Origin of the sequence: Nostoc commune NIES-4072 (assembly GCF_003113895.1) — a bacterium.
GTDB classification, from domain to species: Bacteria; Cyanobacteriota; Cyanobacteriia; order Cyanobacteriales; family Nostocaceae; genus Nostoc; species Nostoc commune.
The window spans coordinates 261,630-286,944 of record NZ_BDUD01000001.1; the positions used below are offsets into that span (position 1 = coordinate 261,630).

Sequence of the window (25,315 nt, forward strand, 5' to 3'; positions counted from 1 at the left end):
CATAATTCACGACTCATCACTCACGCCTTTTCTTCCCCTACCGGGAATCAAACCACGCCTTCCAGGCATCTGAGAAAGTAGCAGAAAACGTCGCAAATGCTGCAACTGTTCGCTATTCCCTAACAATTCCAACTCTTCTAAAGCATCCTTAAAGGGCAAATTAGAGCGGTAGAGAATGCGGAAGGCTTTTTTGAGCATTTGCAAATCTGTAGAGTCCATACCAGACCGTTTAAGTCCCACAAGGTTGAGGGTTCGTACCCGCGCCGGATTTCCCTCCACTAGCATATATGGGGCTACATCCCGGTCAATCCGTGCCATGCCTCCCACCATTGCCTGTCTACCAATATGCACAAATTGATGGACACCTAAAACCCCACTCAGCCTAGCGCGTGACTCTATATGCACATGACCCGCCAACGCCACAGAGTTAGCAATCACTACCTGGTCTTCAATCACGCAGTTATGAGCCACATGGGCATAAGCCATCAGTAAGTTACCATCACCAATCACTGTTGCTTCACCAGCACCAGTAGCGCGGTTAATAGTAACGTACTCACGAATCAAGTTGTTATCACCAATTTTGACCCAGGTTGGTTCTCCCACAAACTTGAGATCCTGTGGTTCCATGCCGATGGCTGCACCTGTAAAAATCTGATTTTGCGCCCCAATTTCACAAGGCCCCTCTAGCACGGCATGAGCGCCGATTATTGTTTCAGGGCCCACTTTGACATGCTCTCCAATCACAGCATAGGCACCGACTTGCACTGTATGGTGGAGTTCCGATTTCGGATGAATTACAGCAGTTGGATGAATTAGCGTTTTCAAGGGTGAATCTCCAGAACTGTCTTGATAAGCCAGCGCCGGGTGGGGTTTTTAAAGCAGTGCGTTACCCTGGTTAAGAGAGTTATACTGACTGCCATCCCATTTGAGGCGACTGGCATTGTTGAGCGTTAAGTATTTCAGTGAACGAAAGTGTCGGGCAAAGCAAGTTAAGTGTGTTCGTGAGTGCGTCTCGTAAAGAGGGCGTCAAAAATCAATAAATTATTCAGATGCTGTTGTGGATTTTTTTAACTGCGATCCTTTTTCAGGATTCAGCAAGGGCATTTCACGGCTATGCCAATACCACGAAAGCAAACTTTTAATTAACTAGAGAAAACATTAATTCCCCTTCACAAGCAAGTTGACCGTCAACTTCGGCACGACCTTGCATCTTACCGAAACGACGTTGTTTTACCCATAACAGTTCCACTGTCATTACTAATTGATCCCCCGGTACAACCTGGCGGCGAAAACGGACTTTATCGATACCAGCGAAGACGAACAGTCCGCCTTCTACCGAAGACATTTGAGTTAAAACAATCCCCCCAACTTGTGCCATTGCTTCGACAATTAGCACCCCTGGCATCAGTGGGCGTTCTGGGAAATGTCCTGGAAAATGGGGTTCGTTGATAGTGACATTTTTTACTCCAACAGCTTTTTTACCTGGAACGTAGTCAATTATTTTATCTACAAGTAAAAATGGGTAGCGGTGGGGTAGCAATTTCTGAATTTCTTCAGATGTAAAGGTTGTTTTAATCTCAGATATGATTGTAGTCTCATTTATAGCTTCTGATTCGGTAGACGTAGGTGTAATGGTATTCACTTCAGTGAGGATTGACATTGGCCGTGTAGTTAATTTTTTATCTGAAAGTTGATTGAGTAGGCAGGCGTATATCGAAAGCCTTAATAATCTTGGATTGTAAACTTTAAATCAAATCTAAAATCTAAAATCCAAAATCTAAAATTCTCTGAGCTAGTTGAATGTGTAAATTGTGGCTGGCTTTATACGCTAAGAAATGAGCAATAGGAAAAGTTCCTAGTAAACTTAAATCTCCTACTAAATCCAAGATTTTATGACGGACAGGCTCATTTGCAAATCTTAATGGTGGATTTAGCCAGCCCTCTGGCCCACAAACGAGTGCATTATCCAAACTCCCACCTTTAATTAACCCTGTTTTTTGTAAGTGTTCAATTTGATGCAGTAACCCAAAAGTCCGGGCAGGAGCAATTTGGGCAGCAAAGCTAGCAGAAGCTTTCTTTAGTTCAGTGGTTACTGACCAACTGTGCCATTGATTACCAATGGCGGGCAGGTCAAAATCAATACCGTAACTAAAGCGGGTTTCTGGTGCTGGGAGGGCACATACAAAGGCATCGCCTTGATAGACCCATATTGGTTCTGTAATAACCTTGGTAACTTGGTTGTTAACGGGTTGTGATACTAAGCCAACTTGGGCAATGTTGGCTGTCCATACACTTGCTGAACCATCTAAAAGGGGAACTTCTGGGCCATCAATTTCAATCCGGGCATTATCCACACCCATACCCGAAAGCGCAGCTAACAAATGTTCTACCGTGCGGACGGCTACCTCACCCTTACCCAACTGAGTTGAGAGAACAGTGTGACTAACTGCCGCAACTTGGGCTGGAATGATCGGCAAATCCAGTAAATCTACCCGTACAAAGTAGCGTCCACTTCCCGCCTCAGCTGGTAGTATCCGCACCTGGGTACTAACACCGCTATGCAATCCCACCCCTATTTGGGTGATTTCCCCAGCTAAAGTGTGCTGTTGCATAGCCTAAAAGACAGTATATTTCCTTTAGTATTGCTCATCGTCTGTTTTGGTCAAATCCCTGATATTCCCCTAAAAATGAATTAATTCCTTTATCGGAACAGTATTGAGGTAAATGTCAAATTTAGCAAGCTGATCCAAAAAAGTTAATTGTCAGTTGTGCTTCAAAATACTTACCTAAACTTAGCCAAAGCTAAGAATAGAGATTTCTTCCCGTGTCCACCAAGGATGTCGGCATCTTCTTGTCAACGGGCGTAAATTTCGGTTAAGCCAACCGTATCTTGTCGAAAGGGGCATCCCTCAAGTTGATCGAGGCGTTCTCATCACGATCTCTAATATTGCCGCATCCTGCTTCACATACAAATACTCGTTCTGATAAGGGCATTGACTGAATATGACCACATTCGCAGCAGGTCTTAGAGCTAGGAAACCATCGGTCAACTAACTCAACCCTAGTCCCAAAAAATGGCTGCTTGTATGTGAGCATTCGCCTAAACTCATACAATCCGAGATTGGCGATCGCATTGGAGAGTTTATGATTAGCCATCATCTGGCTAATATTCAGATCCTCAATCCGAATCCGGTAGTAGTTGCGGCTAATATCGGTAGTGGTTTTTTGTAGAAAGTCTTGGCGAATATTAGCGAGGTGGGCGTGAGTTTTGGCTATCTCACCAAAATACTGTTTAGCCTTATTTGATGCCCTAATAGCTTTTTTTCGATTGCCAAACTGTTTATTACGATTATGCCACTGCTGCTTACTTAACTTGATTTTCGCTATTTTCAACTGCGGTGGAGCTCCTTTGTGATTCACCAATGACCATTGTACAGACGCGATTAATCGCGTCTGTACTGACCAATGACTAATGACTAATGGCAAATTAAAACCTTTCGCCAATACCGAAATTAATTCGGCTATCACCATCATCGTTGATACCGTAATCAATCCGAATTGGCCCCAATGGAGACTGGACGCGAACGCCAAGACCATAGCCGAAGCCACTACCATTTTTGTTCAAAACTTCAGCCGCCCTAGTACTAGTTCCCAGATCGCTGCCGAGATCAAAAAATAGTGCGCCACTGACTACTGAAAAAACTGGAAACCGATACTCTACTGATGCTTGCACATAAGAGCGTCCACTACCTAATGCTCCTTCTTCATAACCCCGGACGGAGTTGCTACCTCCAAGGGTAAAGGCTTCGTAAGGAGGCAAGTCACCAAGGATGGTTCCTGCTTGCAGATTAAATGCTAAGGTTTGTGCGCCTTTGGAGAGGTTAATCAGCTTAATAGGTAAATATTGGCTATAGCTTCCCCGAAATCTGGTGAGTAAGACGTTGCCTAGCCCGATGGGAACCGACTGATCAACTCCGAAGCGGAGATAAGAACCCTTAGTGGGTTGCAATGGGTTATTACGGCGATCGCGCTGTGCTCCCAGTTGCAACAGTAGTAAATCGTCTTGACCGCCGCTAGATAAGGTTAGTGGAATTTCCTCGCTGATGCGGTTGCCGTTATCCTCATCAAATACAGCTCCTGTTTTTCTGAGATTGCCGTCAGCATCGCGTGCAGAAACTCGTTGATACTGTAAACCTGCTGAGGCAGTCCATACAGAAGCTTTGTAAGGATTGGCAGAGAGGGGACGGGTAAAGGTAACACCACCACCTAGACGGAGAATCCGGGGGCGATCCTGAGCATCTGTATTAGTAGGATTACCTGGGTCAAACGTCCTAATATCTTGATCTTTGCCATCAAAGATCAACGAAATGGAACTGCGGCGAAAAATATTGGTTGTGTAGGAAGTCCGGTAGGGATCTCCGGCAATCCAGGGGTCTGTGAACCGCAGGTCAAACAGCAGTTCCCGTTCTCCCACCTGTACTTCTGCTCCCAGTTTTTGGTTCCTACCGTTCAGGTTTTGCTGTTGATAGCTAACTGTTCCAAAAAGTCCGCTAGCAGAACTAATGCCTGCACCAGCAGCAATAGAACCACTGCTGCGTTCAGCTACATTTACTACTACATCCACCTTGCTGGGATCAGTACCAGGGTCAAGGGAGACATTCACATCTTCAAACAGTCCTAGTCCATACACGCGCTGTAGGTCTTTTTGTACTGTGTTGCGATTAAATACTTGTCCTGGCTTCAACTCCAATTCTCGCGTAATGATGTAATCCTGTGTCCGTCCCCGAATTGGTTGTCCTTTCTCGTTTGTCTCTTGACCATCTTTATTGCGAAACCGGACTCTAATATTCTCTACTACACCTTCTGCTATTTGCAAGGTCACAACTCCGTTTTCAGAGACTTGTGGCGCTCCAATCACGTTAGCTAGTACGTAACCTTGGTCTTGATATCGCTTGTTTAATTGCTTGATGCCTTCCTGTAAGTCACGCAAGTTAAGGATTTTGCCATACTGATCCTTAAAGACTTCATCCACAGTATTAGCTGGGAGTACTGAGGCAACACCAGTACCAGGATTGGCTTGCACTTCTACTTTGCTTAGAACGGGGTTAGGCTGTACAACAAAGCTCACCCGCACTCCTAAGGGGGTATCTTCTGGGGCTGCTTGCACGTTGGAGAAGAAACCAGTACCAAAGATGGCGTTAATATCTTCTTGCAGTTGGCTGCGGGTTGTTGTTCGTCCTGGTTGGGTACGAATTACTCTATAAACTTGGTCTTCCAGTCCTGGTGGTAGTTGCCCAGTCTGTGCTCTAACTACTACTTCCGATACCAATACGCGGGGGTCATTGGCTTCTGGGGCTGTAGTATTGGGTTGAGCATTTTCTGGAGTTGTCGGCGGGTTAACATTCTGCGGACTGGGAGTCGCACCTGGGCTTGGAGCAGGTGTTCTTTGTTGACTATTGGGGAATGGAACATCGGGAGCGGTAGATGGTTCTGGAGTTGTGGGTGATAAAGGTTCCGTTGTCGGTGGGTTGATATTTTCTGGAACTGGAGTAGTCTCAGGAGTTGGAGAAGGCGTTGGTTGTTGAATTTCTGGTGGTGGAATGTCTGGAGCGGGAGACGGCTGTTGAGTAGAGTTAGGATCTGTTTGAGGGGTTTGTGCAGTTTTTGGCGTTGTGGAGGTTGGCACGATTACCTCTGGGGTTGGGTAGGCGTAGCCCGCCGCAGGCATCGCTTTTAGATTGACAGGGTAAACTGCGACAATGTGCGATTTCTCCGCCTGCATAACCCTTGCAGAATTAGGTCGAGATTCTAAACTTTTACTATCAACCTGACCAGTATCCTTTTCTGGGTGCTGATTTGTTTCTAGTGTCAAAACTTCTGTTGTCTGTTTTGAACTGTTGGCGGTTTTTGCATTTGCACTCAATGAACCGCCCAAAGGGACTGTAATTGCTACTGCTGCCAGCAACATGGGAGATAAACGCATTTTACTTATAATTCCTCTTCACGACCACACACACACAAATAGTCATTAGTCATTAGTCATTAGTCATTAGTCGTCATTGGTCATTGGTCAGTAGAGACGCGATTAATCGCGTCTGTACAATGGTCATTGGTGAATAACCAAGGACAAAGGACAATCCACACGAGTTTAATTGATTTTTATCCACTTAATTATTACTCTCTACTGCTTTTAGCACTCTTTGTAAAACCTCCTGGTAGGCATCCTCTACATTTCCTAAGTCCCGGCGAAAGCGGTCTTTGTCCATTACCCGGCGGTTTAAGTCCTGTTCTGCGGTATCCCATAAACGGCAGGTGTCGGGGCTAATTTCGTCTGCCAAAAGCAACTGCTGGTGTGAGTCCAAACCAAACTCTAGTTTGAAGTCTACTAGGGTAATGCCGCATCGTTGCCAAAAGTTTTTGAGAAATTCATTGATTTGCAATGCTAGATGTGTAATTGCATCTACTTGTTCCGCAGTAGCTAGTTCTAACAGGTACAGGCGATCGCGTGTCAGCAAAGGATCTCCTAACTGATCGTTTTTGTAATAAAACTCTACCATTGGCTGTTTTAGAATTGTACCCACTGGTAAGCCTGTTTGTTGAGACAAACTGCCAGCAGCAATATTTCTAATAACTACTTCTAAGGGCAAAATCTTTACTGCCTTCACCCGCATCTGATTCGGGGTAGGGCTGTCGATAAAGTGAGTCTTTATACCAATTGCCTCCAACTGTTTAAAAAGCTGGCTGGAAATGCTACAATTAATTTTTCCTTTGTGTTGGATACTGCCACGTTTTTGGGCGTTAAACGCCGTGGCGTCGTCCTTAAAATCGGCCAACAAGACTTCCGGATCGTCCGTTGTATAGAGAATTTTGGCTTTGCCTTCGTATAACTTGGAATTAACAGACATGGTGGCAGGTAAAGTTCTAGGCGATGGACAAAAGTTGTCCTTTGAGGCTTCACCATTTTATCTTTAGTTATTAACTATTAACCATTGATGATTATTTAGGAGGGTGCGGGCACACGGTTAATTGGCAGAGGTTTATGGCAGAAACCCGCAGAGCAGGAAGATGGCAGGCGGGCACACAAGAAAACTTACCGCTCTGTTCTCCTTTCCCTTTACCTGTTATTTGGTCACAGCCCAGCAGAAAGTTGCTAAAAATCCAATAATGAATCTCTAACTTTTAACAGACGACAATTGGCGTTAAACCATAGTATATTTACCTAAGTAATTTTATCAGTAAAAATCTGTAATTATTTTGGTAAAAATGGATAATTACTAGACAATACGAGTATTTTTTAGATATACTATGACTAAGGGTTTACACTGAAGTGAATTACAGTCAGAAATTCATAAATTAAGATGAGATAAATTGACAACTGGGAGGTAAGTCAAATATTCTCTTTAGTCACTTGAGCAGAAACTTTTGTTGTAACTTTTACGGTAAAAGTATTTCAAGCTTTATTTTCTAGTCTCAAAATCTAAATCAACCAATTCCCCCATCATTAATTGGAAAAGAAGTTTGATGCTTCGAGTTACCGCAGTCTGACCACGGTAAATTGGTAAATAAAGATCAAGGTATAGCGTTTCTCAATCTAGTGAGGTACGTTTTAAAAGCTACTTGTTTTGATATAAAAGGTTTGTGTGTACTTCAGTAGCCTGGGAAACGCTATAGCTAATGATTCAGCTTTAGAGATTCAAACACAAGGGGAGTTGAATAAATTGGAGAACAAAATAGTGAACAAAGATGATTTTCTTTATCCTCGCGGCCGCTACTATGGTCAGGTAAAGCCAGAAAATTTGGTTTTTAATGCAAATCTACAAGAATTTGCCCAACGAGTAAGCTACATTTGCAACTTAGAAACAGGTGGAAAACTGCCTCCAGGTGAAGCTTACGAACAAATAAAGGATCTATGGAAACAGTTGAAACGTTCAAAAAAAGAGTTAAGAATTGGCGAAGATCCGTTTCAGAATGACCAGGGGGAGGTTGAAGGTTGAAGGGGATGAGGGAGCAGAGGGAGCAGGGGAGGCAGGGGAGGTAGGGAGAGAAGAATTAATAACCCATGCCCAATGCCCAATGCCCAATGCCCAATGCCCAATGCCCAATGCCCAATGACTATTTACTAAGCATTGTCCAAACACCATCCCAGGATTCTGGGGGCGGCGCTTGTTGGTAATTACGCGCCCGTTCTAGATGGATATCAACAGCTTGGTCTTGGGGTTGGATACATTTGGCGGCTTCAAAACAGGCGATCGCTTGTGAAAAGTTGCGCGATAAATAAGCCGAGCGTCCGGTATGATATTGGAATAAAAATTCTTGAGTGTTGGCATTTAAAGGGGTGCTGCGATCGCCAATTAACTCGTAGATGTTTACAGCCTGGTGTTTCCCTTTGACTCGAATTTTATCTAACTGGCGCACCCAAATGCGATCGCTGCAAAGCTGATAAGTAAATTCGCTTAGAATTATATCACAACCATAATCCTTAGTTACCGCTTCTAAACGCGAACTCAAATTTACGCCATCTCCAATTACGGTGTAATCCATGCGTTTGCGGGAACCAATATTACCCGAAACCACATCTCCAGAACTAATTCCAATGCCAATATGGATTTGTGGCTGCGCCTGGATAATTCGCCGTCGGTTAAATTCCTCTAACCGTTGTCGCATATCTAACGCTGACTGCACAGCCCTCCATGCATGATTTTCTGTAAGTGGTAGCGGCGCACCAAATACCGCCATTAAGGCATCACCAATAAATTTATCGAGAGTGCCTTCGTGGTTAAAAACCGCCTCTACCATCGTTTCAAAATACTGATTGAGCAGCAACACTACTTCGGCTGCACCGAGATTTTCTGTAAGTGTGGTATAGCCTCGGATATCAGAAAACAATATGGTTACTTCCTTGCGCTCACCCACCATTAAAGCATCTTCCCCCAAAGCCATGATTTGTTCAGCTACATGGGGCGTTAGGTAACGGGACATGGTGGTTTTCATCCGTTTTTCCTGGCTGATGTCTTCCAACACCACCAAACCACCCCGCACACCGCCTTCTGGGTTAGTTAAGGGATTAACAGTGAGATTTGTGCTGCGTTCTAATTTTTGTACTTCATCAGCAGTGAGAAACTCAGATTGGGAAGCCAGGGGTAAATTCCAGGGAATGAACACATCGGGGTTAGTGCGATCGCGGACTGCTAAAATTGAGTCCAAAGTCTTGAATTTTGATTCTTGAGTCTCACTTTTAACTTCTAACTCCTCACTCTTAACCTGAAAAATTCCTACTATCAAACTTTGCTCTGGCACATAATGTTTAGCTCCAGTTTTTAAACTATCTTCTAGCCGCATTTGGAGATTTTCAATTGGTACAACTTCCCAAACTAGGCGACCAATCAAATTTTGTTCCCACGAAAGCTTGTTGTTCTTACTATTAGCATCTTTTATAGGACAGCCCAGTAACTCTAGCGCCGCATCATTTATCGTAACAATGCGTCCTGCCATATCTGTAGAAATCACTGCATCTGATAAACTTTGTAAAATATCTTTTTGATACTGTTTTTCTAATAGCACATTTTCAAACAGACGAGCATTTTCTAAAGCAACTCCTGCCTGAATATTAAAAGCCCGCATAAACTCTTCATCAGAAGCGGTAAAACTGCTTTGTTGCTTATTAATTAATTGTGTAACGCCAATTAATTCATTTGCCGAATTAAATACTGGCAAACACAGGATATTGCGAGTTACATACCCAGTTTTTCTATCTGTAGTCGGGTCAAAGCGGGGATCTTTATAAGCATCGGAAATATTTAAGGCTTCCCCAGTAGAAGCCACATAGCCAGCAATGCCACGGTTAGCGGGAATGCGGATTTCTATCAAGTTTGTGCCATCTACTGCTGCAACTTTCGTCCAGAGTTCGCTCAACTCTTTACGATATAAAAATAGTGTACTGCGGTCTGCTTGCATTAAAATTCGAGCTTGCTCCATGACTATCTGCAAAGTTGCTTCTAAATCCAAACTTTGCCCTAGTGTCTGAGTTGCCCGCAACAAAGCCGTTGCGCCTCTTTGATTACGAGCGGCTACATAAAAAGATTGGCAGCTTTCCAGAATAATACCAATAGAAGCGGCAAAGTCTCGAAACCGTTCTTCATCATCAGAATTAAACGGAACATTCCCGGTTTTATTAGCCAGTTGCACTACCGCTACAGTCTGGTTTTTGCTACTGATAACAGGCATACATAAAATATTGTGAATTTTGTAGCCCATTTGTTTTTCAAGTTCTGGGCTAAATAAGGGATGAGTAGAAGTTTCAGATATATTTAGATATTCACCTGTACTGGCAACATGACCGGGAATACCCACTGTGATGGGAGTCCGAATTTCTAAGAATTTTTGGGTATTGTCTTGGGGAACTTTTGACCAGAGTTGACCTTTGTCATAGTCAACTAAAAAAATAGCTGTGTGTTCTGCTTGCAGGATTTGACCAATTTTGAGTGTGATAGCTTCTAGCACTTTCTCCAACATAGTTTCTAGAGCTTCATTATTGATCAGTTCAATAGCTCTAAGAAATTGTTGGAATTCAGCAGTTATGAAGTCGAGTAAGCAAACAAATTCATTAACAGATAAGTCTTTGACACGACGCAATAGGGCGTGAGTACGATTAACTTGAGTCAGTTCAGTTAATGTAGCCAAGACGCTGCCAGAGTTAGGGAGTGTCATGGGAATTTTAGATTTTAGATTTTAGATTTTAGATTTTAGATTTTAAATTTTGGGCATTGGGCATTGGTTATTTCTCCCCCTGCCTCCCCTGCCTCCCCTGCTCCCCCTACTTCCCCTGCCTCCTCATCTCCCCACTCCCTACTCCCTACTTCCTGATTTTGCCAACTTTTCAGAAAATAATACCTTTTGATAGTAATCTACTAGCTGTCTGGTAGCAGATGGCCAACCCCAAATTTCTGCTTCCTGGCGAGCATTTTGACGAATGATGTCTCGTTGTTGTTTTTGTTCTAAGAGGCGAACAGTAGCAGTGATGGCTCCTTGAACATCTGCTGTTGGCTCAAAAAGATATCCATTTACTCCATCTGTGACAATATCAGGAATCCCCCCGGAACGGGCTGCTACTACTGGACAGCCAGCCGCCATCGCTTCTAGTAGTACTAAACCTAGTGTTTCTGTACGAGAAGGAAAGATAAAGGCATCAGCACTCGCAAAGGCAGAACCTAATTCTTGCCCCATGAGATATCCAACAAAATAAGTGTTTGTGCCAGCAAAGTGTTTTTGCAATGCTTCACGGTGGGGGCCATCCCCAACCAATGCTAACCGCGCTTCGGGAATTGCTTCTAAAATTGGTTTGATGCGCTCAATTTCTTTTTCAGCAGAAAGCCGCCCCACGTAAAGTAACAATGGACTTTCTGGATGATTTTTTGATAGGCGCGATCGCATCTCTACACTAGCCAAATCGGGGTGAAATAATTCCGTATCCACCCCGCGCTGCCATAAATCTACACGTTCAATACCATGTGCTGTCAGTTCCTCCACCATTGCTGTGGAAGTACACAGATTTAAAGCTGCTTGATTATGAGCGCCTTTGAGCAGTTCCCAAAGAAAACCCTCTAGCATCCCCAAGCCGTAATGCTGGAGATATTGGGGTAAATGCGTATGGTAAGACGCTACTAAGGGTATTTTGAGGATTTTGCTATAAAATATCCCAGACAAACCTAAAACGGCTGGATTCACGACATGAATAATATCTGGCTTGAACTCTTCCAAAGCGTACCCAATGGCTGGGCGGGGAAGTGCCATTTTCAATTCTGGATACAATGGCAGAGGAAAGCCAGTAACGCCGTAAACTTTAGCGCCTTTGTGTTCTGTGATGCCTCCATCAGGGGCAATTACCAGCACTTGATTACCACTGCGCTGCAAATGGTCAACAGTATGGCGCAGGCGCGTTACAATGCCGTCAACCTTGGGTAAAAAGGTTTCGGTAAATAGGGCAATTCTCATATAAAACTATTCAGTCCAGGCAGATAATCTCAGCTTAGAGGGCATTTTGCTATTAAATCCAGAGTAAACTGTCTCGCGTGTTGTAATCAATTCTGCACAGTCAAAATAACTGTAGTAAACGCAAATTTAGTAATAGCTGGACAATACGCCTGATAAATAATAACTAATACCAATTCTCCAAAATTAGGCAACAGATGTAAATCAAGAAAGTCTTGCTGCATCTAAGTTTCTTAATTGCGAATTGCGAATTGCGAATTGCGAATTGGTATAATTGGTCGTCATATTGTGCTAAGACATGACGACCAGTTTTAAACCCGCGATTTACTGGGGTTTATCCTAATTTCTGTGCCAAGAGACTTTGGGCAGAATTTGTTTGTGATCAACTCGCGTCTGATACTTGATGGCAAAGTTTAACAGAGAATCGAGTAAAGAATCAGAAAGCAAGTGAGGCTGTAAACCTAAATCGAGCAATTTAGTGTTTTTAGCGTTGAAGTAATGTTCTTCTTTCTCGACTCTGGGATTATTTAGGTGATTGATTTCTACGTTCAATCCCATAGCGTTACCAGCTTTTTTCACCATTAATGCCAAGTCGCCGACGCTGAATTGTTCGGTAAATTGGTTAAATACGCGGAATTCACCAGCCTCGGCAGGATTAGCGATCGCTAATTCTACACATCTGACTGTATCCCGAATATCCAAAAATCCGCGAGTTTGTCCACCTTTACCGTAGACAGTTAACGGATGTCCAATCGCTGCTTGAATACAAAAGCGGTTTAGTGCAGTACCAAAGACACCATCGTAATCCAGCCGATTAATCAATAGTTCGTCCATCCCCGTTTCTTCGGTTAAGACGCCATAAACTACACCCTGATTTAAATCAGTTGCCCGCAATCCCCAAATCCGGCAAGCAAAGTGGATGTTATGACTATCATGAACTTTGCTTAAATGGTACATCGAACCGGGCTGCTTGGGATAAGGTAGGGTATCCTTGCGTCCATTGTGTTCAATGGTGATATACCCTTCTTCGATGTCGATGTTGGGTGTACCATATTCGCCCATCGTCCCCAGTTTCACCAAATGACAGTCGGGGAAATCTTCCCGCATGGCGTACAACAAGTTCAACGTCCCAACTACATTATTGACCTGGGTAACAACTGCATGTTCTCGGTCAATCATGGAAAATGGGGCCGAACGCTGTTCACCAAAATGCACCAGAGCATTTGGCTGAAATTGCTGTAATGTTTTATGGAGAAATTCGTAATTTGTAATATCGCCGATGAACAAATCGATAGATTTACCTGTCAAATCTTGCCAGCGCTGGAGACGTTGTTGAATTAGTGCGATCGGAGTGAGAGTTTCGACACCAAGTTCATTATCCCAATGCCGCCGCACCAAACTATCTAAAATTCCAACTTCATAACCTCGATTGGAAAGGTAAAGAGCAGTTGCCCAACCGCAATATCCATCACCACCAATAACCAGGACTTTCATCTTCACCAGTTTTTACTCGCTGATAGCTAAATCTATCAGGTTTGTGTACCCTCTCAATCATCATTCTGGGAGAGATGTGGATTTTGGGCATTGGGCATTGGGAATTGGGCATTGGGCATTGGGCATTGGGCATTGGGCATTGGGCATGGGTTATGAATTCTTCTCCCCTGCTCCCTCATCTCCTCATGCCCAATTAAAACTTGAAAATCCGATACTGCTGGGCAATGTAATAAAACAAACGATAGTAATTTTGAAAATCTTGGCTTTTGCTTCGTCCCTGCAAACAGTATTTCACTTGACTGTGAGTTAGTGTCAGTGTCATCGAACCTATTTGTTGAGAAACTTCTACAACCAGCACCCCAGAGACTCCTTGGGCTGTCTGAAAGTTGGATTTTATCTTTTTTATCGGCTCTCGATCATTCGATAACTGCTGACTTGCCCACCCCCGAATTTCCACTGAGTTATCCTGTGGTGAAAGAAACGCAATTCCATCATCATTTTCTGGGGTTGCTAAAGCAGTCCAGTTACTCGGATATGGAAATTCAAAGCCATAACGGGAGTTGCTATAAGTTTTCCAGGCGATCGTTCCGGCGTTAAAATCATTTGCAGTACAACTGCACAAAATTATTAACAGGGCAATAACTCCGCTAATGCTGGCGGCAAACCGATAAATTCTTCGCCCCAAACTACAGGTTTTATTAGCAGTAGCCATTTACATTACACATTTTGCCAAAGTCACTGATTGTATTGAAGTACCAGAAACTCAGATCAATACCTTCGCCAATTTACTAACTATTCTCGAATCCGTAAACTGTTGAAGAAACTGCACCACAAGAGCGTTCATTAAAAATTCAAGAATATTCAGGATATTTACCATTCTCATTTGAGTTCTCAGTAGAGAAACTTATAAAAAGTGCTTTATCACACAATTTATGTACAGTGCATCTCAAACAGCCGAGCTTACTTTGGAGCTTTTTCACTTCCAAACCAACAAATCTTTGCAATTTCCAGCAAATCTTTCTGTAATTTGCATCGGTAAGCCAAACGACCAAAAACCACCAGATATTGATATTTCTGGCTTACCAGATTCGGATGTAGCATCTCGCATCCACGCGCAAATTTGGATAAATGGGGATGAATACCATATCACCGATTTGGGCAGTTCTAATGGCACATACATTAATGGTGCGAAACTTCAACCTCAAGTTTTTTTCCCACTGCATCCAGGAGATAGAATTTCTCTTGGGCAAGGAGAGAAAATAACTTTCATTTTTAGGGTGCAGCAGCACTCTGCATCTGCCACAACAAATCCTCTGCCAAACTCAGCGCCTACAAAAATTACAGCGCCTACCATTGGCAAAGAAGAGGAACAGGTAATCCTTGCTAGCAAGCTCATTGGCTTAGGACTAATCCTAGCAGGCGTTACATTTTTAAGTACAAGTATTTATGTGAGCGTCTACTTACGCAGCACACCTGGAATTTTGCTGTGTATCGGAGGTGTAGTAGCTCTAAATTGGAGTGGGCGCGATAATCGGAAACTGCGATGGGTGTTGATTGGCATAGGAATTGCTTTATTCATCGCCAGTGGTGTTGTAATCGGTTCTGTGTCACTTTTTTCTATGCTGGTGTCATTCGCTGGCATATCTTGTGGATATCAGTTGTTTGCAACCGGAAAGGTGTTCAACTTTAATCCGTTTACGCTCCAAATAGTTAAAAAATCAGCCAACTCAGGCAATCATTAAATTAGCGATCGCTAATTTCCATTGAGGTTTCAAGTTTTGAGTGCTTAAGTCCTGATTAATTCTCAAAGGTTTGTAATCAGCTATTTATCATTCAATAAACAGCATCTCAACCTCAAATGTAAACAAATGTAACAATATTGGCGTCAAAACGTTTTACTGTCTTGACAACCAATAGGAGAACCGATAACTTGATATACATACCCGGGTAAGACCGTTAAAGAGTTATATGCAAACGCAAACTAAGCAAAAGGTCACTTTGTATTTATCGCCAGAGTTGCACAAAAAATTGAAGATTCGTTCAGCAGTCGATTCCGAACCAATGTCAGAGCTTGCAGAACGTGCCCTCGTTTTTTACTTATCTAATTCAGAATTGGTTGACGAGGTAGAAGATTCTTCTTATGGGCGGACTCATAGAGTTTATTCATGCCCAACTTGTGAAAGCTCACTAGTATTACGTGATGGGGAACTGGTTGCTTTAGGCAATCAACCAGGAGTAGTTGGTCAACCACATCTTTCCATTGATGAAATGGATGAGGATGAAACCAATCCCAAGGGTGAGGAAGAGTTAGTTCCTTGCTAGATAAATAGGAATAATGAATAAATAATTCATAATTCGGTTGTCTTTACCAGAAGCAATGTCTCTACTGTCTCTATAAGGTCTCAAGTAGGTCGATGTATGAAAGAAGAGCTCAATATCCTAATTCAAGCTCAATACCCTTTAATCTACCTTGTGACCTCCGAGGAAGAGCGGGCCGAGCAAGCAGTTTCCACAATCGCCCAATTGTTAAAGCCCCAACGTCGAGTATTTGTTTGGACAGTAACACACGGCATTGTGGAGTATGGTCAACCTCGGAATGTCACCCAACATAATACGGTGTCTCCAGAGGCGGCCATTGAGTGGATAATCCGGCAGAAAGAACCAAGTATATTTATTCTTAAAGATTTACATCCTTTTATTGATGCGCCTGCAACAAACAGATCGTTACGTGATGCGATCGCTAGCTTTAAAGGTACGCAAAAGAACATTATTTTAATGTCTCCGATGCAACAAGTACCTATAGAGCTAGAAAAAGAAGTTGTTGTTATCGATTTTACACTGCCAGATATGGCAGAGTTAAATAAAGTATTAACTCAGCACGTAGACCAAAACCGTGGTCGGCGTTTGACAACAGAAGCCAGAGAAAAGCTTCTTAGAGCAGCTTTAGGTCTAACTAAAGATGAAGCTGAGAAAGTCTACCGAAAGGCACAGGTAACAACAGGGCGTTTGACGGAAGATGAAGTAGATATAGTTTTATCTGAGAAAAAGCAACTAATTCGGCGCAATGGAATCTTAGAATACATTGAAGAAGATGAAACCATTGATGCTGTAGGTGGCTTAGAAGAGTTAAAAAGATGGCTCAAGCAACGCTCTAACGCTTTTACAGAAAGAGCGAGAGAGTATGGTTTACCTCAACCAAAAGGGATGTTAATTCTCGGAGTTCCCGGTTGTGGTAAGTCATTAATTGCCAAAACTACTTCCCGACTGTGGGGTTTACCACTGTTGCGGTTGGATATGGGGCGAGTTTACGACGGCTCAATGGTGGGACGAAGTGAAGCAAACTTGCGAAACGCCCTGAAAACAGCAGAATCTATTTCCCCAGCGATTTTGTTTATCGATGAATTGGATAAATCCTTTGCTGGTAGTGGAGGTTCTTCCGATTCCGATGGGGGGACTTCAAGTAGAATCTTCGGCTCCTTCCTCACATGGATGCAAGACAAGAAATCACCAGTGTTCGTGATGGCAACTGCCAACAGAGTAGAACGCTTACCTGGCGAATTCTTAAGGAAAGGACGCTTTGATGAAATTTTCTTTGTGGATTTGCCAACACCGGAAGAACGGCAACAGATTTTTAACATTCATCTGACCAAGCGCCGTGAAGACATCTCTCGGTTCGATCTTGAGCAACTAGCCAAGATGTCTGATGGCTTTTCTGGAGCAGAAATTGAGCAAGCGATCGTTGCGGCAATGTATGAAGCTTTTGCCCAAGATCGGGAGTTCACCCAACTAGATATTATTGCTGCACTGAAGGCAACATTGCCGCTGTCTCGAACGATGCAAGAACAAGTAACGGCTCTGAGAGATTGGGCCAGACAGCGCGCACGCCCCGCAGCGTCCTCCGTAGCTGAATATCAGCGAATGGAGTTCTAAAAGCTTTCCTCTGCCATCCCAGGGGGAAAGGCTAGCTCCCAATGCTAGCAGTTTAAAAAAAAGCCGCATCCTGCTAACGCGGCTTCGCCCAAAACAAACCGTTGTCGTTTTTCTCAATCTTCTCATTGGAGGAAACCCAAATGTCTCACTTTAGCACCCTGCGTACCAAGATCACCGATGCCGAAATCCTCAAAGCTTCTTTGCGCGACCTCGGTATCAGCGTAAAGACTGAAGCTGATGTCCGTGGTTATAACGGTCAGCGCGTCCGTTCTGACATCGTTGCTATGTTAGATGGCGAATATGACCTCGGCTGGTCTCGCAACAGCGATGGTTCTTTTGACCTAATTGCTGACCTGTGGGGCGTTGCTAAGAAGCACAACCAAACCGAGTTGATCAACTCAATCAACCAAAAGTATGCTGTTAACAAAACTTTGGCTGAAGTAAAACAGCGCGGTCTGCAAAACGCCAATGTGAAGTTGGTATTGCAATAACAATTTCTCTGCGCGTTCCCAAAGCTGCACGGGTTAACCATATAAATAGCGGTTAGCCCGCTTTTTTATCGGGACTGAGATGTATTTCTCAGTCCCGATTTATTATATTAATTAATTTTTATAGAATTCAATTTATAACTACTCGCTTTCTTCAGTGATTTGCTACTAAATGAGTTTTTTATTACTTCTTGTTGTAGCGATGGTGCGTTATGGCTTCCACCAAAAAAAACCTTACAGTTTAGATAGTTTTTTACTTGAAATCCCAAATAATGCCTCATAAACTCTAAATATGTCACAATTTGAATCTGTACCACAGTTTGAGTTATCAGACTTTGATAAGTATCAATGGACAGAGATATTAGATAAAAGAATCTCAAAAGAATGCCAAAATTACAGCGAGGAATTTCGTATTTTATCCGAAGCATATAAATTATCTGGTGACAGAATAGCTCAGGAGATTTTCAAATTCTTAAGTGAGATTACTTCTCTTCTGATGGAGCCGCAGAGCCTCCCTGCTGTAGAAGAGATGATAACCTCAGCTTTGTCTGATCATCATTTGGCTATATTAAGAGGGTTAACTATAAACAGTAAACCACAAACTTTTGAAAACCAACGTAATAATAAGGGTTTCAGCCATCGTTAATCAGGAGTATTGACCATTGGTTTTAGAAGGATCTTAGAGCGATGTCTACGACGGGCTACGCCTACGCTTAAAGATAACTAGAGTGATCGTCTGAAATGCTCAACAAAACGTTGTTTTGTGATATCCCTGGCTTTGGCTGAAATGTTTGCTTGGGTTTTGCTTCTAAAAAACTTTTTGGTTTACTGATAAAGATTAGGACTTACGCAAAAATTGCTAAAAAGCTTAATTTCTCGAACCGCCAAGACGCCAAGAGCGCCGAGAATTCGTAGAGTGTGCGTAAGTCCTAATAGGGTTTCACTGATGGCGCGATCGCCACAGATTCTGGATTTAGCAGATGAATTGGGCGGTATTGCTACTCAAGGATCAATTACCAATTTTCAAGACTTACAGCGATTAGTAGAGACAACTTTAACTCAATTTGGTCGTATTGATGCAGTAGTAAATAGTTTTGGAGATCCACCCCGACCAGATTTGCTATCTATTTCTGATGAAATGTGGATAGAAAACTTTGAAATGCTGTTTTTGAGTGTTGTCCGCATCGCCAAACTAGTTACAGAAGCAATGCGATATTCAGGAGGCGGTGTCATCGTGAATATTTCCGCGTCTGACTCCCATGAACCAGAATTAGGGACACCCTTTAGCGGTACACTTCGCGCCGCAATGGAAGGGTTTACAAAACTTTATGCCAAGCGTTACAAGGCAGATAAAATTCGCATGGTTTCCGTAGCGCCTTTTTTTGTCGCAGATTCAATGGCAGAGTTAGAGGGATGGAATATACCTTCAGATTTGATGCTTGGTCGTCCTACTACCTATGCAGAATTTGGTAAAATAATTGCTTTTCTGATTTCTGATGATGCCAAGTTTATTACAGGCACAACCTTGAAGGTGGATGAAGCCTATTCTTCTGCTATTTAGTTTTATTTCTAGATCGGAAAATACAAGTGATGCCGATGGCGGGCTACGCCTACGCACCTGATCGCCCCTCCAAAAAGCCAAAATGTTAGGGGTAGTTATCTAACCACCCCTTTATTGCCCTAATAATTTAGAATTTACTTGCAGACCCCTTAATGGGAAGTTAATTTACTCAGAAATATTAATCGAACTTTCAACTTGAGAAGTAGCCAATGTTGGTGCAGAGAAAATCCGCGAGTAGAGACTTGATGGTTGTTGATGAGCAACGACTGGTAGAACTTCACGAGCATGGGCTGCTAATTCCATTGCCTTTACATCATAAGTCTGCGTTGCCAATTTGGGATAGAAACCAATTCCGATGATTGGTAGCAGCAAACAAGCGGTAATAAATATTTCGCGGGGTTTGACATCAGATATTACAGCATCCAAGTGCAACTCTTGACTTTGCTCGCCGTAGAACACTTGACGCAGCATCGACAGTAAATAAATTGGTGTCAAAATCACGCCAACTGCTGACAGCAACACAACTACAACCTTGAAGCTGGAACTGTAAACATCACTGGTGGCGATACCGAGAAATACCATCAGCTCACCCACAAAACCACTCATTCCGGGTAAAGCGAGAGAAGCCATTGAACCGATGGTAAACAGAGCAAAGGTTTTGGGCATTACCTTAGCCATACCGCCCATTTTATCCATCATCAAGGTGTGGGTGCGATCATAAGTCACGCCAGACAGGAAGAACAAGCTAGCAGCAATCAGTCCGTGGGAAACCATCTGTAGCACTGCACCACTGATACCTAGTTCTGTATAAGAGGCAATCCCAATCAGCACAAACCCCATGTGGGCTATTGAAGAGTAAGCCAAGCGGCGTTTGAGATTAGTTTGAGCAAAGGCACAGCAAGCACCGTAGACAATGTTAACCACACCCAAAATTGCCAGCACTGGGGCAAAAGTCACATGGGCATTGGGTAACATTTCCACATTGAAGCGGATGAGGGCATAACCACCCATTTTTAACAACACACCAGCCAAAATCATTGAACCGGGTGCTGATGCTTCACCGTGGGCATCAGGTAGCCAAGTATGTAAAGGGAAAATCGGTAATTTTACACCGAAGGCAATTAAGAAACCTGCATAAACCAACAATTCCAAGGTTTTGGGGTATTCTTTCATTCCCAGAGTCGCCATGTCGAAGGTGACGGTATCTCCAGAGAAGACAAGTGCAAAACCGGCAATCAAGATAAATATTGATGCGGCGGCGGTGTAGAGAATGAACTTGGTAGCCGCATAACGGCGGTTTTGTCCTCCCCAGATGGAAATCAGCAGGTAAACTGGCACTAACTCGATTTCCCACATCAGGAAGAACAGCAGCAAATCTTGAGCAACAAATACGCCAAGCTGGGCGCTGTACATCGCTAGCATCAAACCATAAAATAATCGCGGCTTGGTGGTAACTTTCCAAGCCGCGAATATTGCGAGGGTATTTATTAAACCTGTTAGAAGCAGCAAGGGCATCGATAAACCATCAACCCCCACAGCCCAATGCAAACCTAACTGCGGTATCCAAGGATAGTTTTCTACAAATTGGAGTGTTGAACTTTGGAAGTCGTACTTGTACCAAAAGGCATAAATCATCAGTGCAAAGTCAGCGATCGCAACTCCCAGACCATACCACCGGACAGTTCTACCTTCTTTGTCTGGGATTAGGGGAATGGCTAAGGCAGCCACCAAGGGTAAGAGGATTATGGCTGTTAGCCAGGGAAATTCAATAGCATTCATCACTTCTGACAATAAGTTTGGCTTATGGCTTTTAATTTGATTATATTAAGGAATCTATACTTTTGTAAATATTCTTTAACTATAGAATATTAAATTTTTGGCATACATAGGAATATATACTCATTGAATTTCAAATTATCAGGATAAATAAGAATAAATACTTATCTGATTTTGTCGATTCTATTCTAAATGTAAAGTTTTGCAACGTCAACAAAAAACGGTAGCTAAAGCCACCGTTACAAAACCGTTATATTTTTTAGCCTAGCCCAATTGTCAGGGCTATTTAGTCTACGCTTCTAAGTTGAGTCATAGACTTAACCCCCAGCCCCTTCCATCCAATACGGTTCGGATAAGCATTTTTCACTTTCCTTGTGGTCTGGGGAATGGGTTTGCAGGTATTGGGTAAAGGATGTATTCAAAATATGAGTCCCTTTTCCCTTTCCCCTTTAACCGAACCGTATTGCAGCCCCTTCCCTAAGAGGAGAGAGGTCAAAAGTACTTGTGGCTGACCGTTAAACAATCCGGTTGACAATTGTCCACACTTCCCCATCAGAGCGGACATGAGGGACGGAGATTGTCTTAAACCCAGTGATGAAGGGCTTGTAATAAATTCGCCAATACATTGGACTCAATTCATTGGCACAACGTTTAAGCAGGCGGACTTCTGCCGCCAGTTCACTTGCTAGTTGATTAATGCGTTGAGCATGAACCTGTGCCACTTCTTTGGCTTCTTCTAGCTCTTGCTGTTGGATAAGTTCTTTTGATGCAACTTGCGATCGCACTAACTTACCTTGTTTTTGTTTTATCTGTCCTTCCAAGGCTGCGATCGCTGCATCTATGCCCTGGAGTTCAACTGATAATTGGGCATTTTCTCTGGCTTGACGGCGATACGCTTCCACCATTGCTTGGGGTGAATCATTCTCGGCAGAGATTACATTATTAATGGTGAGTGCAGCGCGTTCCTCTAGGAGAATCTGAATTTGAGATTTAAGCGCCGCCATTTCAGCCTGAATTTGCTCCATAAATCGAGTTTTAAGTGCTGAGTAAAATAGTCATCGGATTTTTTAAAAGCTTTTTGCGCCTTGGGTATCGAGAGAAAGCGATCGCACCTCGGCTGTAATTCCTTCTTCTTGCCAAGCAGCTAACATCGCCGTCTCCACAGCCTCTGAGTGTAATTTGTCTGCCAAAGCTAACAGTGTCGGCCCCGCACCACTAATTACCATACCATAAGCACCAGCACTAACAGCTGCGATGTTGAGAGCATCGTAACCAGGAATCAAGGCTTTGCGATAGGGCTGATGCAACTTATCTTGCAAAGCTGTTTTTAACCATTGTCCGTTACCAGTTTCTAAGCCGCGCAACAATAACCCCAAATGTGCTGTATTGAAAATCGCATCGGCGCGACTCACTTCAGTTGGGAGAACTCCCCGCGCCTCGGAAGTGGAAAGTTCAAAATTAGGAATAGCTATAACTGGTACAATATCTTGATGCCAGGGAAGATCACAAATTTCCCAAGCTGCGCCACTGGTAGCAGCCAAACGACATCCTCCCAACAAAGCTGGAACTACATTATCAGGATGTCCCTCCATTGCGATCGCTAACTCCATCACCTGTGACTGAGAAAGAGTTGCACCCTCAAGTTGATTAGCAGCAACTAACCCGCCAACAATTGCTGTCGCCGAACTACCCAAACCCCTCGCCAACGGTACACCTAACTTAATCTCTATTTTCACAGTTGGCGGTGTCTGCTTTATATATTGATAGAACTTGACAAACGCTTGGTAGAGGAGATTGCTCTCATCAGTTTGGACTCGTTCAGCTTCTGCACCAGTGACATTAATAGTTAGTTTACCCTCTTCTAGGCGAGTGAACTTGAACTCGTTGTACAGCTTTAAAGCTGCACCGATGCAATCAAAACCAGGCCCCAAATTCGCAGTTGTGGCGGGAACGGTAACAGTGATGGTAGAAACAACAGACATTGGCAAAACTCACTAATCATCAACTAGCATCCCATATATTGGTAGCAGTTTGGGGCGAGTTTTTGAGCTTTGCTGGGGATACTTTGATTTACTGTTTTTTAATACATCCCCCGATCCTTGAGTTTCAGTGCTTATGGATCTGGCAAAATTCTACTAGGGGAATTTAAATAGTTGGATTGTGCGATCGCTCTACTTAACCTACAAATGTCAGCCTCAAAAGTAATTTAAGATACATAAAGATTAAATTAATTTTCTGAGACACAACGTTTATTGGAGTTTAATACTGAGTAAGTTTTGGAAAGCACGAATGCAACTTTCCTATAAAATTAATTATAAATATTAGACTGTTAAATTTACTTTTTTAGCAACTTTTCTTCGTAACTCTAATTAGAAAACGTAGAGCTTCATTTACTGCTTGAGCATTGGGAAATATTTCTGCAACATCTTCTTCTAAATGAACTGTCAAACCTTCATAAATTTTGCCATCATATTCAAATTTTCCCATACCGTTACTTTTAGAAAAATGATCCGACTGAGTTTTAGTTTCAGATACAAGCTTTTGAGAAGATGAATCATTTAATTTTTTAGCGAGGGATTCCCAACTAGTCGCTTTCAGCTTAAAGTAATCTTTTGCTTCACGTAATGTTTTAAACTGTTGCTTTAGAATATCAACCGTATGAATATCTTTTTGATACGTCTGGATTTGTTTATTAAGGTCTTCCTCAACCATATCAACTACTTCATTAATGAGTCGATCATGATTTTCGGAAATTTGAGCCGCAGCCCCCAAAATACGGGAGGTAGCTTTGATCTGCACCTCATTTTCTTGTTTAAGTCTATCGGCAATATTACGAATTTGCTCCCCTAAGTTAGCTTTACTTTGGTTTCCTGTGTTTGATGCTGATTTTTTGCTCATAAAGATGCTTGTTTATTCCGAAAGTATCTCTTTAATAGCAAGCCAGATGCGTTTAAATTTTTGTACCAGACCTACAGGATTACCTGTTGTTTCCTCTTCCACTGAATCTACTAGAGATTGAATACGATCCATGCGTTTTGCCACAACGTAGAGGTTATTTATAGCATCATCCTTACTTGCGAGGGATTCACGCAGCAGAACGACCATCTCCCCAATTTCCCGTTTTAGCCTTTCGTTCTCGGCTTTACGGCGAGTTTCCCATCCCTTAATACCAGCCTTGGAACGTCGCTCAAATTTTAGTTGTGTTTGTGCCTCATTATATAGAGTTAAATAGTTGTCTCGCTCAGACTTCATTTCTTCATATTGGGCAAGTAATTCAGTTGCTCTTGCTTTTTCTTCATTGTAACGATGTAGAGCTTGCTGATAATTTTTTTGCTCATCAAGATATATCTGGTAATTGTGTGCTACACGTTCTTTTAATTCGTTAACCTTAACTTGATAAGTTTGGATATCTTGCTGAACTTGGGTTAGTTGGGATGCAGCTTCCTGATTTTCTTTCGCACGTTGTTGCCATTCATCACGTTGGGCAATTAATTCAACTGCTTTCGTTTTTGCTTCATTGTAACGATTTAGAGCCTGCTGATAATTTTCTTGTTCATCAAGATAAATTAAATAATTGTTTGCTATGCGTTCTTTTAATTCGTTAATCTCAACTTGATAAGTGTGGATATTTTGCTGAATTTGAGTTAGTTGTGATGCAGCTTCCTGATTTTCTTTCGCACGTTGTTGCCATTCATCACGTTGGGCAATTAATTCAATTGCTCTAGTTTTTTCTCCGTTGTAGAGGCATAAAACCTGCTGATAATTTTTTTGTTCATTCAGATATATCTGTTTTAACTCGTTAACTTCAACTTGGTAAGTTTGGATATCTTGCTGAACTTGAGTAAGTTGAGACGCAGCTTCTTGATTTTCTTTCGCAAGTCGTTCCCATCGAATCGCATCAGCACGAGCATTCCTCAAAAAATGGTTAAGCTCATGATAAGAAAGTGGTTCTGTTACACCTGGGTTAGGATTGTTGGCAGAGCGATTTTTGCGACGATCCTTGTCTGCGTCTCGCATAGTTATAATAAATGTTATAAATATTACTTTAATCCCTATGTTAATACAATTTTTTTTAATT

General features: G+C 42.7%; 24 protein-coding genes. 8 read left to right on the top strand and 16 right to left on the bottom strand.

Features of this window, described 5'->3' with window-relative positions; all coding sequences use genetic code 11:
- Window positions 1–6: 6 nt before the first annotated feature.
- The 6 genes from lpxA to purC all read right to left on the bottom strand — a co-directional run bounded on the left by lpxA (window position 7) and on the right by purC (window position 6,905).
- Window positions 7–825 carry an acyl-ACP--UDP-N-acetylglucosamine O-acyltransferase gene (gene lpxA / locus CDC33_RS01130; RefSeq protein ID WP_100899429.1) on the bottom strand — a complete coding sequence of 273 codons (819 nt, stop codon included), beginning with the start codon at window positions 823–825 and terminating at the stop codon, window positions 7–9.
- Between the two features lie 313 nt (window positions 826–1,138).
- Window positions 1,139–1,660: a 3-hydroxyacyl-ACP dehydratase FabZ gene (gene fabZ, locus CDC33_RS01135; RefSeq protein ID WP_109006922.1), complete on the bottom strand. Its 522-nt coding sequence runs from the start codon at window positions 1,658–1,660 to the stop codon at window positions 1,139–1,141.
- A gap of 103 nt (window positions 1,661–1,763) precedes the next feature.
- Entirely contained in the window at window positions 1,764–2,612 is an 849-nt protein-coding gene (gene lpxC / locus CDC33_RS01140; protein WP_109006923.1) for a UDP-3-O-acyl-N-acetylglucosamine deacetylase, read from the bottom strand.
- A gap of 262 nt (window positions 2,613–2,874) precedes the next feature.
- Window positions 2,875–3,534 (bottom strand): RNA-guided endonuclease InsQ/TnpB family protein, encoded by a 660-nt coding sequence (locus CDC33_RS01145; RefSeq protein ID WP_219929991.1) that lies wholly within the window; start codon window positions 3,532–3,534, stop codon window positions 2,875–2,877.
- Window positions 3,488–5,983, bottom strand: coding sequence for a BamA/TamA family outer membrane protein (locus tag CDC33_RS01150; RefSeq protein ID WP_109006925.1), 2,496 nt, complete (start codon window positions 5,981–5,983; stop codon window positions 3,488–3,490). The genes CDC33_RS01145 and CDC33_RS01150 overlap by 47 nt, the downstream gene beginning before the upstream one ends.
- Window positions 5,984–6,167: 184 nt before the next feature.
- A complete protein-coding gene (gene purC / locus CDC33_RS01155) occupies window positions 6,168–6,905 on the bottom strand; it encodes a phosphoribosylaminoimidazolesuccinocarboxamide synthase (RefSeq protein ID WP_109006926.1) in 738 nt (245 codons plus the stop codon).
- 813 nt (window positions 6,906–7,718) lie between these two features.
- Between purC and CDC33_RS01160 the strand changes: the two genes are divergently transcribed.
- Both CDC33_RS01160 and CDC33_RS37635 read left to right on the top strand, forming a co-directional pair.
- The gene (locus CDC33_RS01160; protein ID WP_181374200.1) at window positions 7,719–7,994 is read left to right on the top strand and encodes a DUF7219 family protein; all 276 of its coding nucleotides are present in this window, start codon (window positions 7,719–7,721) and stop codon (window positions 7,992–7,994) included.
- Window positions 7,984–8,112, top strand: a complete 129-nt coding sequence (locus CDC33_RS37635) for a histidine kinase (protein ID WP_146195757.1) — start codon at window positions 7,984–7,986, stop codon at window positions 8,110–8,112. The genes CDC33_RS01160 and CDC33_RS37635 overlap by 11 nt, the downstream gene beginning before the upstream one ends.
- Here the strand turns inward: CDC33_RS37635 and CDC33_RS01165 are convergent, their stop codons facing one another.
- The 5 genes from CDC33_RS01165 to CDC33_RS01180 all read right to left on the bottom strand — a co-directional run bounded on the left by CDC33_RS01165 (window position 8,113) and on the right by CDC33_RS01180 (window position 14,194).
- The gene (locus tag CDC33_RS01165) at window positions 8,113–10,707 is read right to left on the bottom strand and encodes a GAF domain-containing protein (protein WP_109006927.1); all 2,595 of its coding nucleotides are present in this window, start codon (window positions 10,705–10,707) and stop codon (window positions 8,113–8,115) included. It lies immediately after the preceding gene.
- A gap of 138 nt (window positions 10,708–10,845) precedes the next feature.
- The gene (locus CDC33_RS01170; protein WP_109006928.1) at window positions 10,846–11,991 is read right to left on the bottom strand and encodes a glycosyltransferase family 4 protein; all 1,146 of its coding nucleotides are present in this window, start codon (window positions 11,989–11,991) and stop codon (window positions 10,846–10,848) included.
- Between the two features lie 336 nt (window positions 11,992–12,327).
- On the bottom strand, window positions 12,328–13,482 hold the full coding sequence (locus CDC33_RS01175) for an NAD-dependent epimerase/dehydratase family protein (RefSeq protein WP_109006929.1): 1,155 nt from the start codon (window positions 13,480–13,482) through the stop codon (window positions 12,328–12,330).
- Window positions 13,457–13,615, bottom strand: a complete 159-nt coding sequence (locus CDC33_RS38185) for a hypothetical protein (RefSeq protein WP_181373855.1) — start codon at window positions 13,613–13,615, stop codon at window positions 13,457–13,459. Before CDC33_RS38185 ends, CDC33_RS01175 begins: the two co-directional genes overlap by 26 nt.
- Before the next feature lie 60 nt (window positions 13,616–13,675).
- Complete coding sequence (locus tag CDC33_RS01180) at window positions 13,676–14,194, bottom strand: hypothetical protein (protein WP_109006930.1); 519 nt, start codon at window positions 14,192–14,194, stop codon at window positions 13,676–13,678.
- Between the two features lie 220 nt (window positions 14,195–14,414).
- Here CDC33_RS01180 and CDC33_RS01185 point away from each other — a divergent pair, with 220 nt between their 5' ends.
- From CDC33_RS01185 to CDC33_RS01210, 6 genes are all read left to right on the top strand, one after another.
- On the top strand, window positions 14,415–15,224 hold the full coding sequence (locus CDC33_RS01185) for an FHA domain-containing protein (protein ID WP_109006931.1): 810 nt from the start codon (window positions 14,415–14,417) through the stop codon (window positions 15,222–15,224).
- A gap of 226 nt (window positions 15,225–15,450) precedes the next feature.
- Entirely contained in the window at window positions 15,451–15,804 is a 354-nt protein-coding gene (locus CDC33_RS01190; RefSeq protein ID WP_109006932.1) for a slr0373 family blue light stress response protein, read from the top strand.
- A gap of 96 nt (window positions 15,805–15,900) precedes the next feature.
- Window positions 15,901–17,412 (top strand): stress-responsive protein Ycf46, encoded by a 1,512-nt coding sequence (ycf46, locus tag CDC33_RS01195; protein ID WP_109006933.1) that lies wholly within the window; start codon window positions 15,901–15,903, stop codon window positions 17,410–17,412.
- 140 nt (window positions 17,413–17,552) lie between these two features.
- A complete protein-coding gene (locus CDC33_RS01200; protein ID WP_012407317.1) occupies window positions 17,553–17,903 on the top strand; it encodes a DUF1257 domain-containing protein in 351 nt (116 codons plus the stop codon).
- Window positions 17,904–18,192: 289 nt separating this feature from the next.
- Window positions 18,193–18,546, top strand: a complete 354-nt coding sequence (locus CDC33_RS01205) for a DUF7380 domain-containing protein (RefSeq protein WP_109006934.1) — start codon at window positions 18,193–18,195, stop codon at window positions 18,544–18,546.
- Between the two features lie 270 nt (window positions 18,547–18,816).
- Window positions 18,817–19,461 carry an SDR family oxidoreductase gene (locus CDC33_RS01210; RefSeq protein WP_244919100.1) on the top strand — a complete coding sequence of 215 codons (645 nt, stop codon included), beginning with the start codon at window positions 18,817–18,819 and terminating at the stop codon, window positions 19,459–19,461.
- A 165-nt stretch (window positions 19,462–19,626) separates the two neighbouring features.
- On the opposite strand, the gene CDC33_RS01215 is transcribed toward CDC33_RS01210, so the two are convergent.
- The 5 genes from CDC33_RS01215 to CDC33_RS40105 all read right to left on the bottom strand — a co-directional run bounded on the left by CDC33_RS01215 (window position 19,627) and on the right by CDC33_RS40105 (window position 25,254).
- Complete coding sequence (locus tag CDC33_RS01215; RefSeq protein WP_109006936.1) at window positions 19,627–21,240, bottom strand: NAD(P)H-quinone oxidoreductase subunit 4; 1,614 nt, start codon at window positions 21,238–21,240, stop codon at window positions 19,627–19,629.
- A 512-nt stretch (window positions 21,241–21,752) separates the two neighbouring features.
- Window positions 21,753–22,262 carry a hypothetical protein gene (locus CDC33_RS01220; RefSeq protein ID WP_109006937.1) on the bottom strand — a complete coding sequence of 170 codons (510 nt, stop codon included), beginning with the start codon at window positions 22,260–22,262 and terminating at the stop codon, window positions 21,753–21,755.
- A 42-nt stretch (window positions 22,263–22,304) separates the two neighbouring features.
- The gene (gene thrB / locus CDC33_RS01225; protein WP_109006938.1) at window positions 22,305–23,219 is read right to left on the bottom strand and encodes a homoserine kinase; all 915 of its coding nucleotides are present in this window, start codon (window positions 23,217–23,219) and stop codon (window positions 22,305–22,307) included.
- A gap of 361 nt (window positions 23,220–23,580) precedes the next feature.
- Window positions 23,581–24,135 (bottom strand): hypothetical protein, encoded by a 555-nt coding sequence (locus CDC33_RS01230; protein ID WP_109006939.1) that lies wholly within the window; start codon window positions 24,133–24,135, stop codon window positions 23,581–23,583.
- Between the two features lie 12 nt (window positions 24,136–24,147).
- Complete coding sequence (locus CDC33_RS40105; RefSeq protein ID WP_244919101.1) at window positions 24,148–25,254, bottom strand: coiled-coil domain-containing protein; 1,107 nt, start codon at window positions 25,252–25,254, stop codon at window positions 24,148–24,150.
- Window positions 25,255–25,315 lie beyond the last annotated feature (61 nt).

What these genes read in the sequence shown, in the direction of transcription:
- purC (WP_109006926.1), bottom strand. Translation starts at nt 6,905, where the DNA reads ATGTCTGTTAATTCCAAGTTATACGAAGGCAAAGCCAAAATTCTCTAT.
- CDC33_RS01175 (WP_109006929.1), bottom strand. Translation starts at nt 13,482, where the DNA reads ATGAAAGTCCTGGTTATTGGTGGTGATGGATATTGCGGTTGGGCAACT.
- CDC33_RS38185 (WP_181373855.1), bottom strand. Translation starts at nt 13,615, where the DNA reads ATGCCCAATGCCCAATGCCCAATGCCCAATTCCCAATGCCCAATGCCC.
- CDC33_RS01200 (WP_012407317.1), top strand. Translation starts at nt 17,553, where the DNA reads ATGTCTCACTTTAGCACCCTGCGTACCAAGATCACCGATGCCGAAATC.
- CDC33_RS01165 (WP_109006927.1), bottom strand. Translation starts at nt 10,707, where the DNA reads ATGACACTCCCTAACTCTGGCAGCGTCTTGGCTACATTAACTGAACTG.
- CDC33_RS01180 (WP_109006930.1), bottom strand. Translation starts at nt 14,194, where the DNA reads ATGGCTACTGCTAATAAAACCTGTAGTTTGGGGCGAAGAATTTATCGG.
- CDC33_RS01185 (WP_109006931.1), top strand. Translation starts at nt 14,415, where the DNA reads ATGTACAGTGCATCTCAAACAGCCGAGCTTACTTTGGAGCTTTTTCAC.
- thrB (WP_109006938.1), bottom strand. Translation starts at nt 23,219, where the DNA reads ATGTCTGTTGTTTCTACCATCACTGTTACCGTTCCCGCCACAACTGCG.
- CDC33_RS01205 (WP_109006934.1), top strand. Translation starts at nt 18,193, where the DNA reads ATGTCACAATTTGAATCTGTACCACAGTTTGAGTTATCAGACTTTGAT.
- fabZ (WP_109006922.1), bottom strand. Translation starts at nt 1,660, where the DNA reads ATGTCAATCCTCACTGAAGTGAATACCATTACACCTACGTCTACCGAA.
- CDC33_RS01230 (WP_109006939.1), bottom strand. Translation starts at nt 24,135, where the DNA reads ATGAGCAAAAAATCAGCATCAAACACAGGAAACCAAAGTAAAGCTAAC.
- CDC33_RS01215 (WP_109006936.1), bottom strand. Translation starts at nt 21,240, where the DNA reads ATGAATGCTATTGAATTTCCCTGGCTAACAGCCATAATCCTCTTACCC.
- CDC33_RS01170 (WP_109006928.1), bottom strand. Translation starts at nt 11,991, where the DNA reads ATGAGAATTGCCCTATTTACCGAAACCTTTTTACCCAAGGTTGACGGC.
- lpxC (WP_109006923.1), bottom strand. Translation starts at nt 2,612, where the DNA reads ATGCAACAGCACACTTTAGCTGGGGAAATCACCCAAATAGGGGTGGGA.
- CDC33_RS01150 (WP_109006925.1), bottom strand. Translation starts at nt 5,983, where the DNA reads ATGCGTTTATCTCCCATGTTGCTGGCAGCAGTAGCAATTACAGTCCCT.
- CDC33_RS01220 (WP_109006937.1), bottom strand. Translation starts at nt 22,262, where the DNA reads ATGGAGCAAATTCAGGCTGAAATGGCGGCGCTTAAATCTCAAATTCAG.
- CDC33_RS01145 (WP_219929991.1), bottom strand. Translation starts at nt 3,534, where the DNA reads ATGATGGTGATAGCCGAATTAATTTCGGTATTGGCGAAAGGTTTTAAT.
- ycf46 (WP_109006933.1), top strand. Translation starts at nt 15,901, where the DNA reads ATGAAAGAAGAGCTCAATATCCTAATTCAAGCTCAATACCCTTTAATC.
- CDC33_RS40105 (WP_244919101.1), bottom strand. Translation starts at nt 25,254, where the DNA reads ATGCGAGACGCAGACAAGGATCGTCGCAAAAATCGCTCTGCCAACAAT.
- CDC33_RS01190 (WP_109006932.1), top strand. Translation starts at nt 15,451, where the DNA reads ATGCAAACGCAAACTAAGCAAAAGGTCACTTTGTATTTATCGCCAGAG.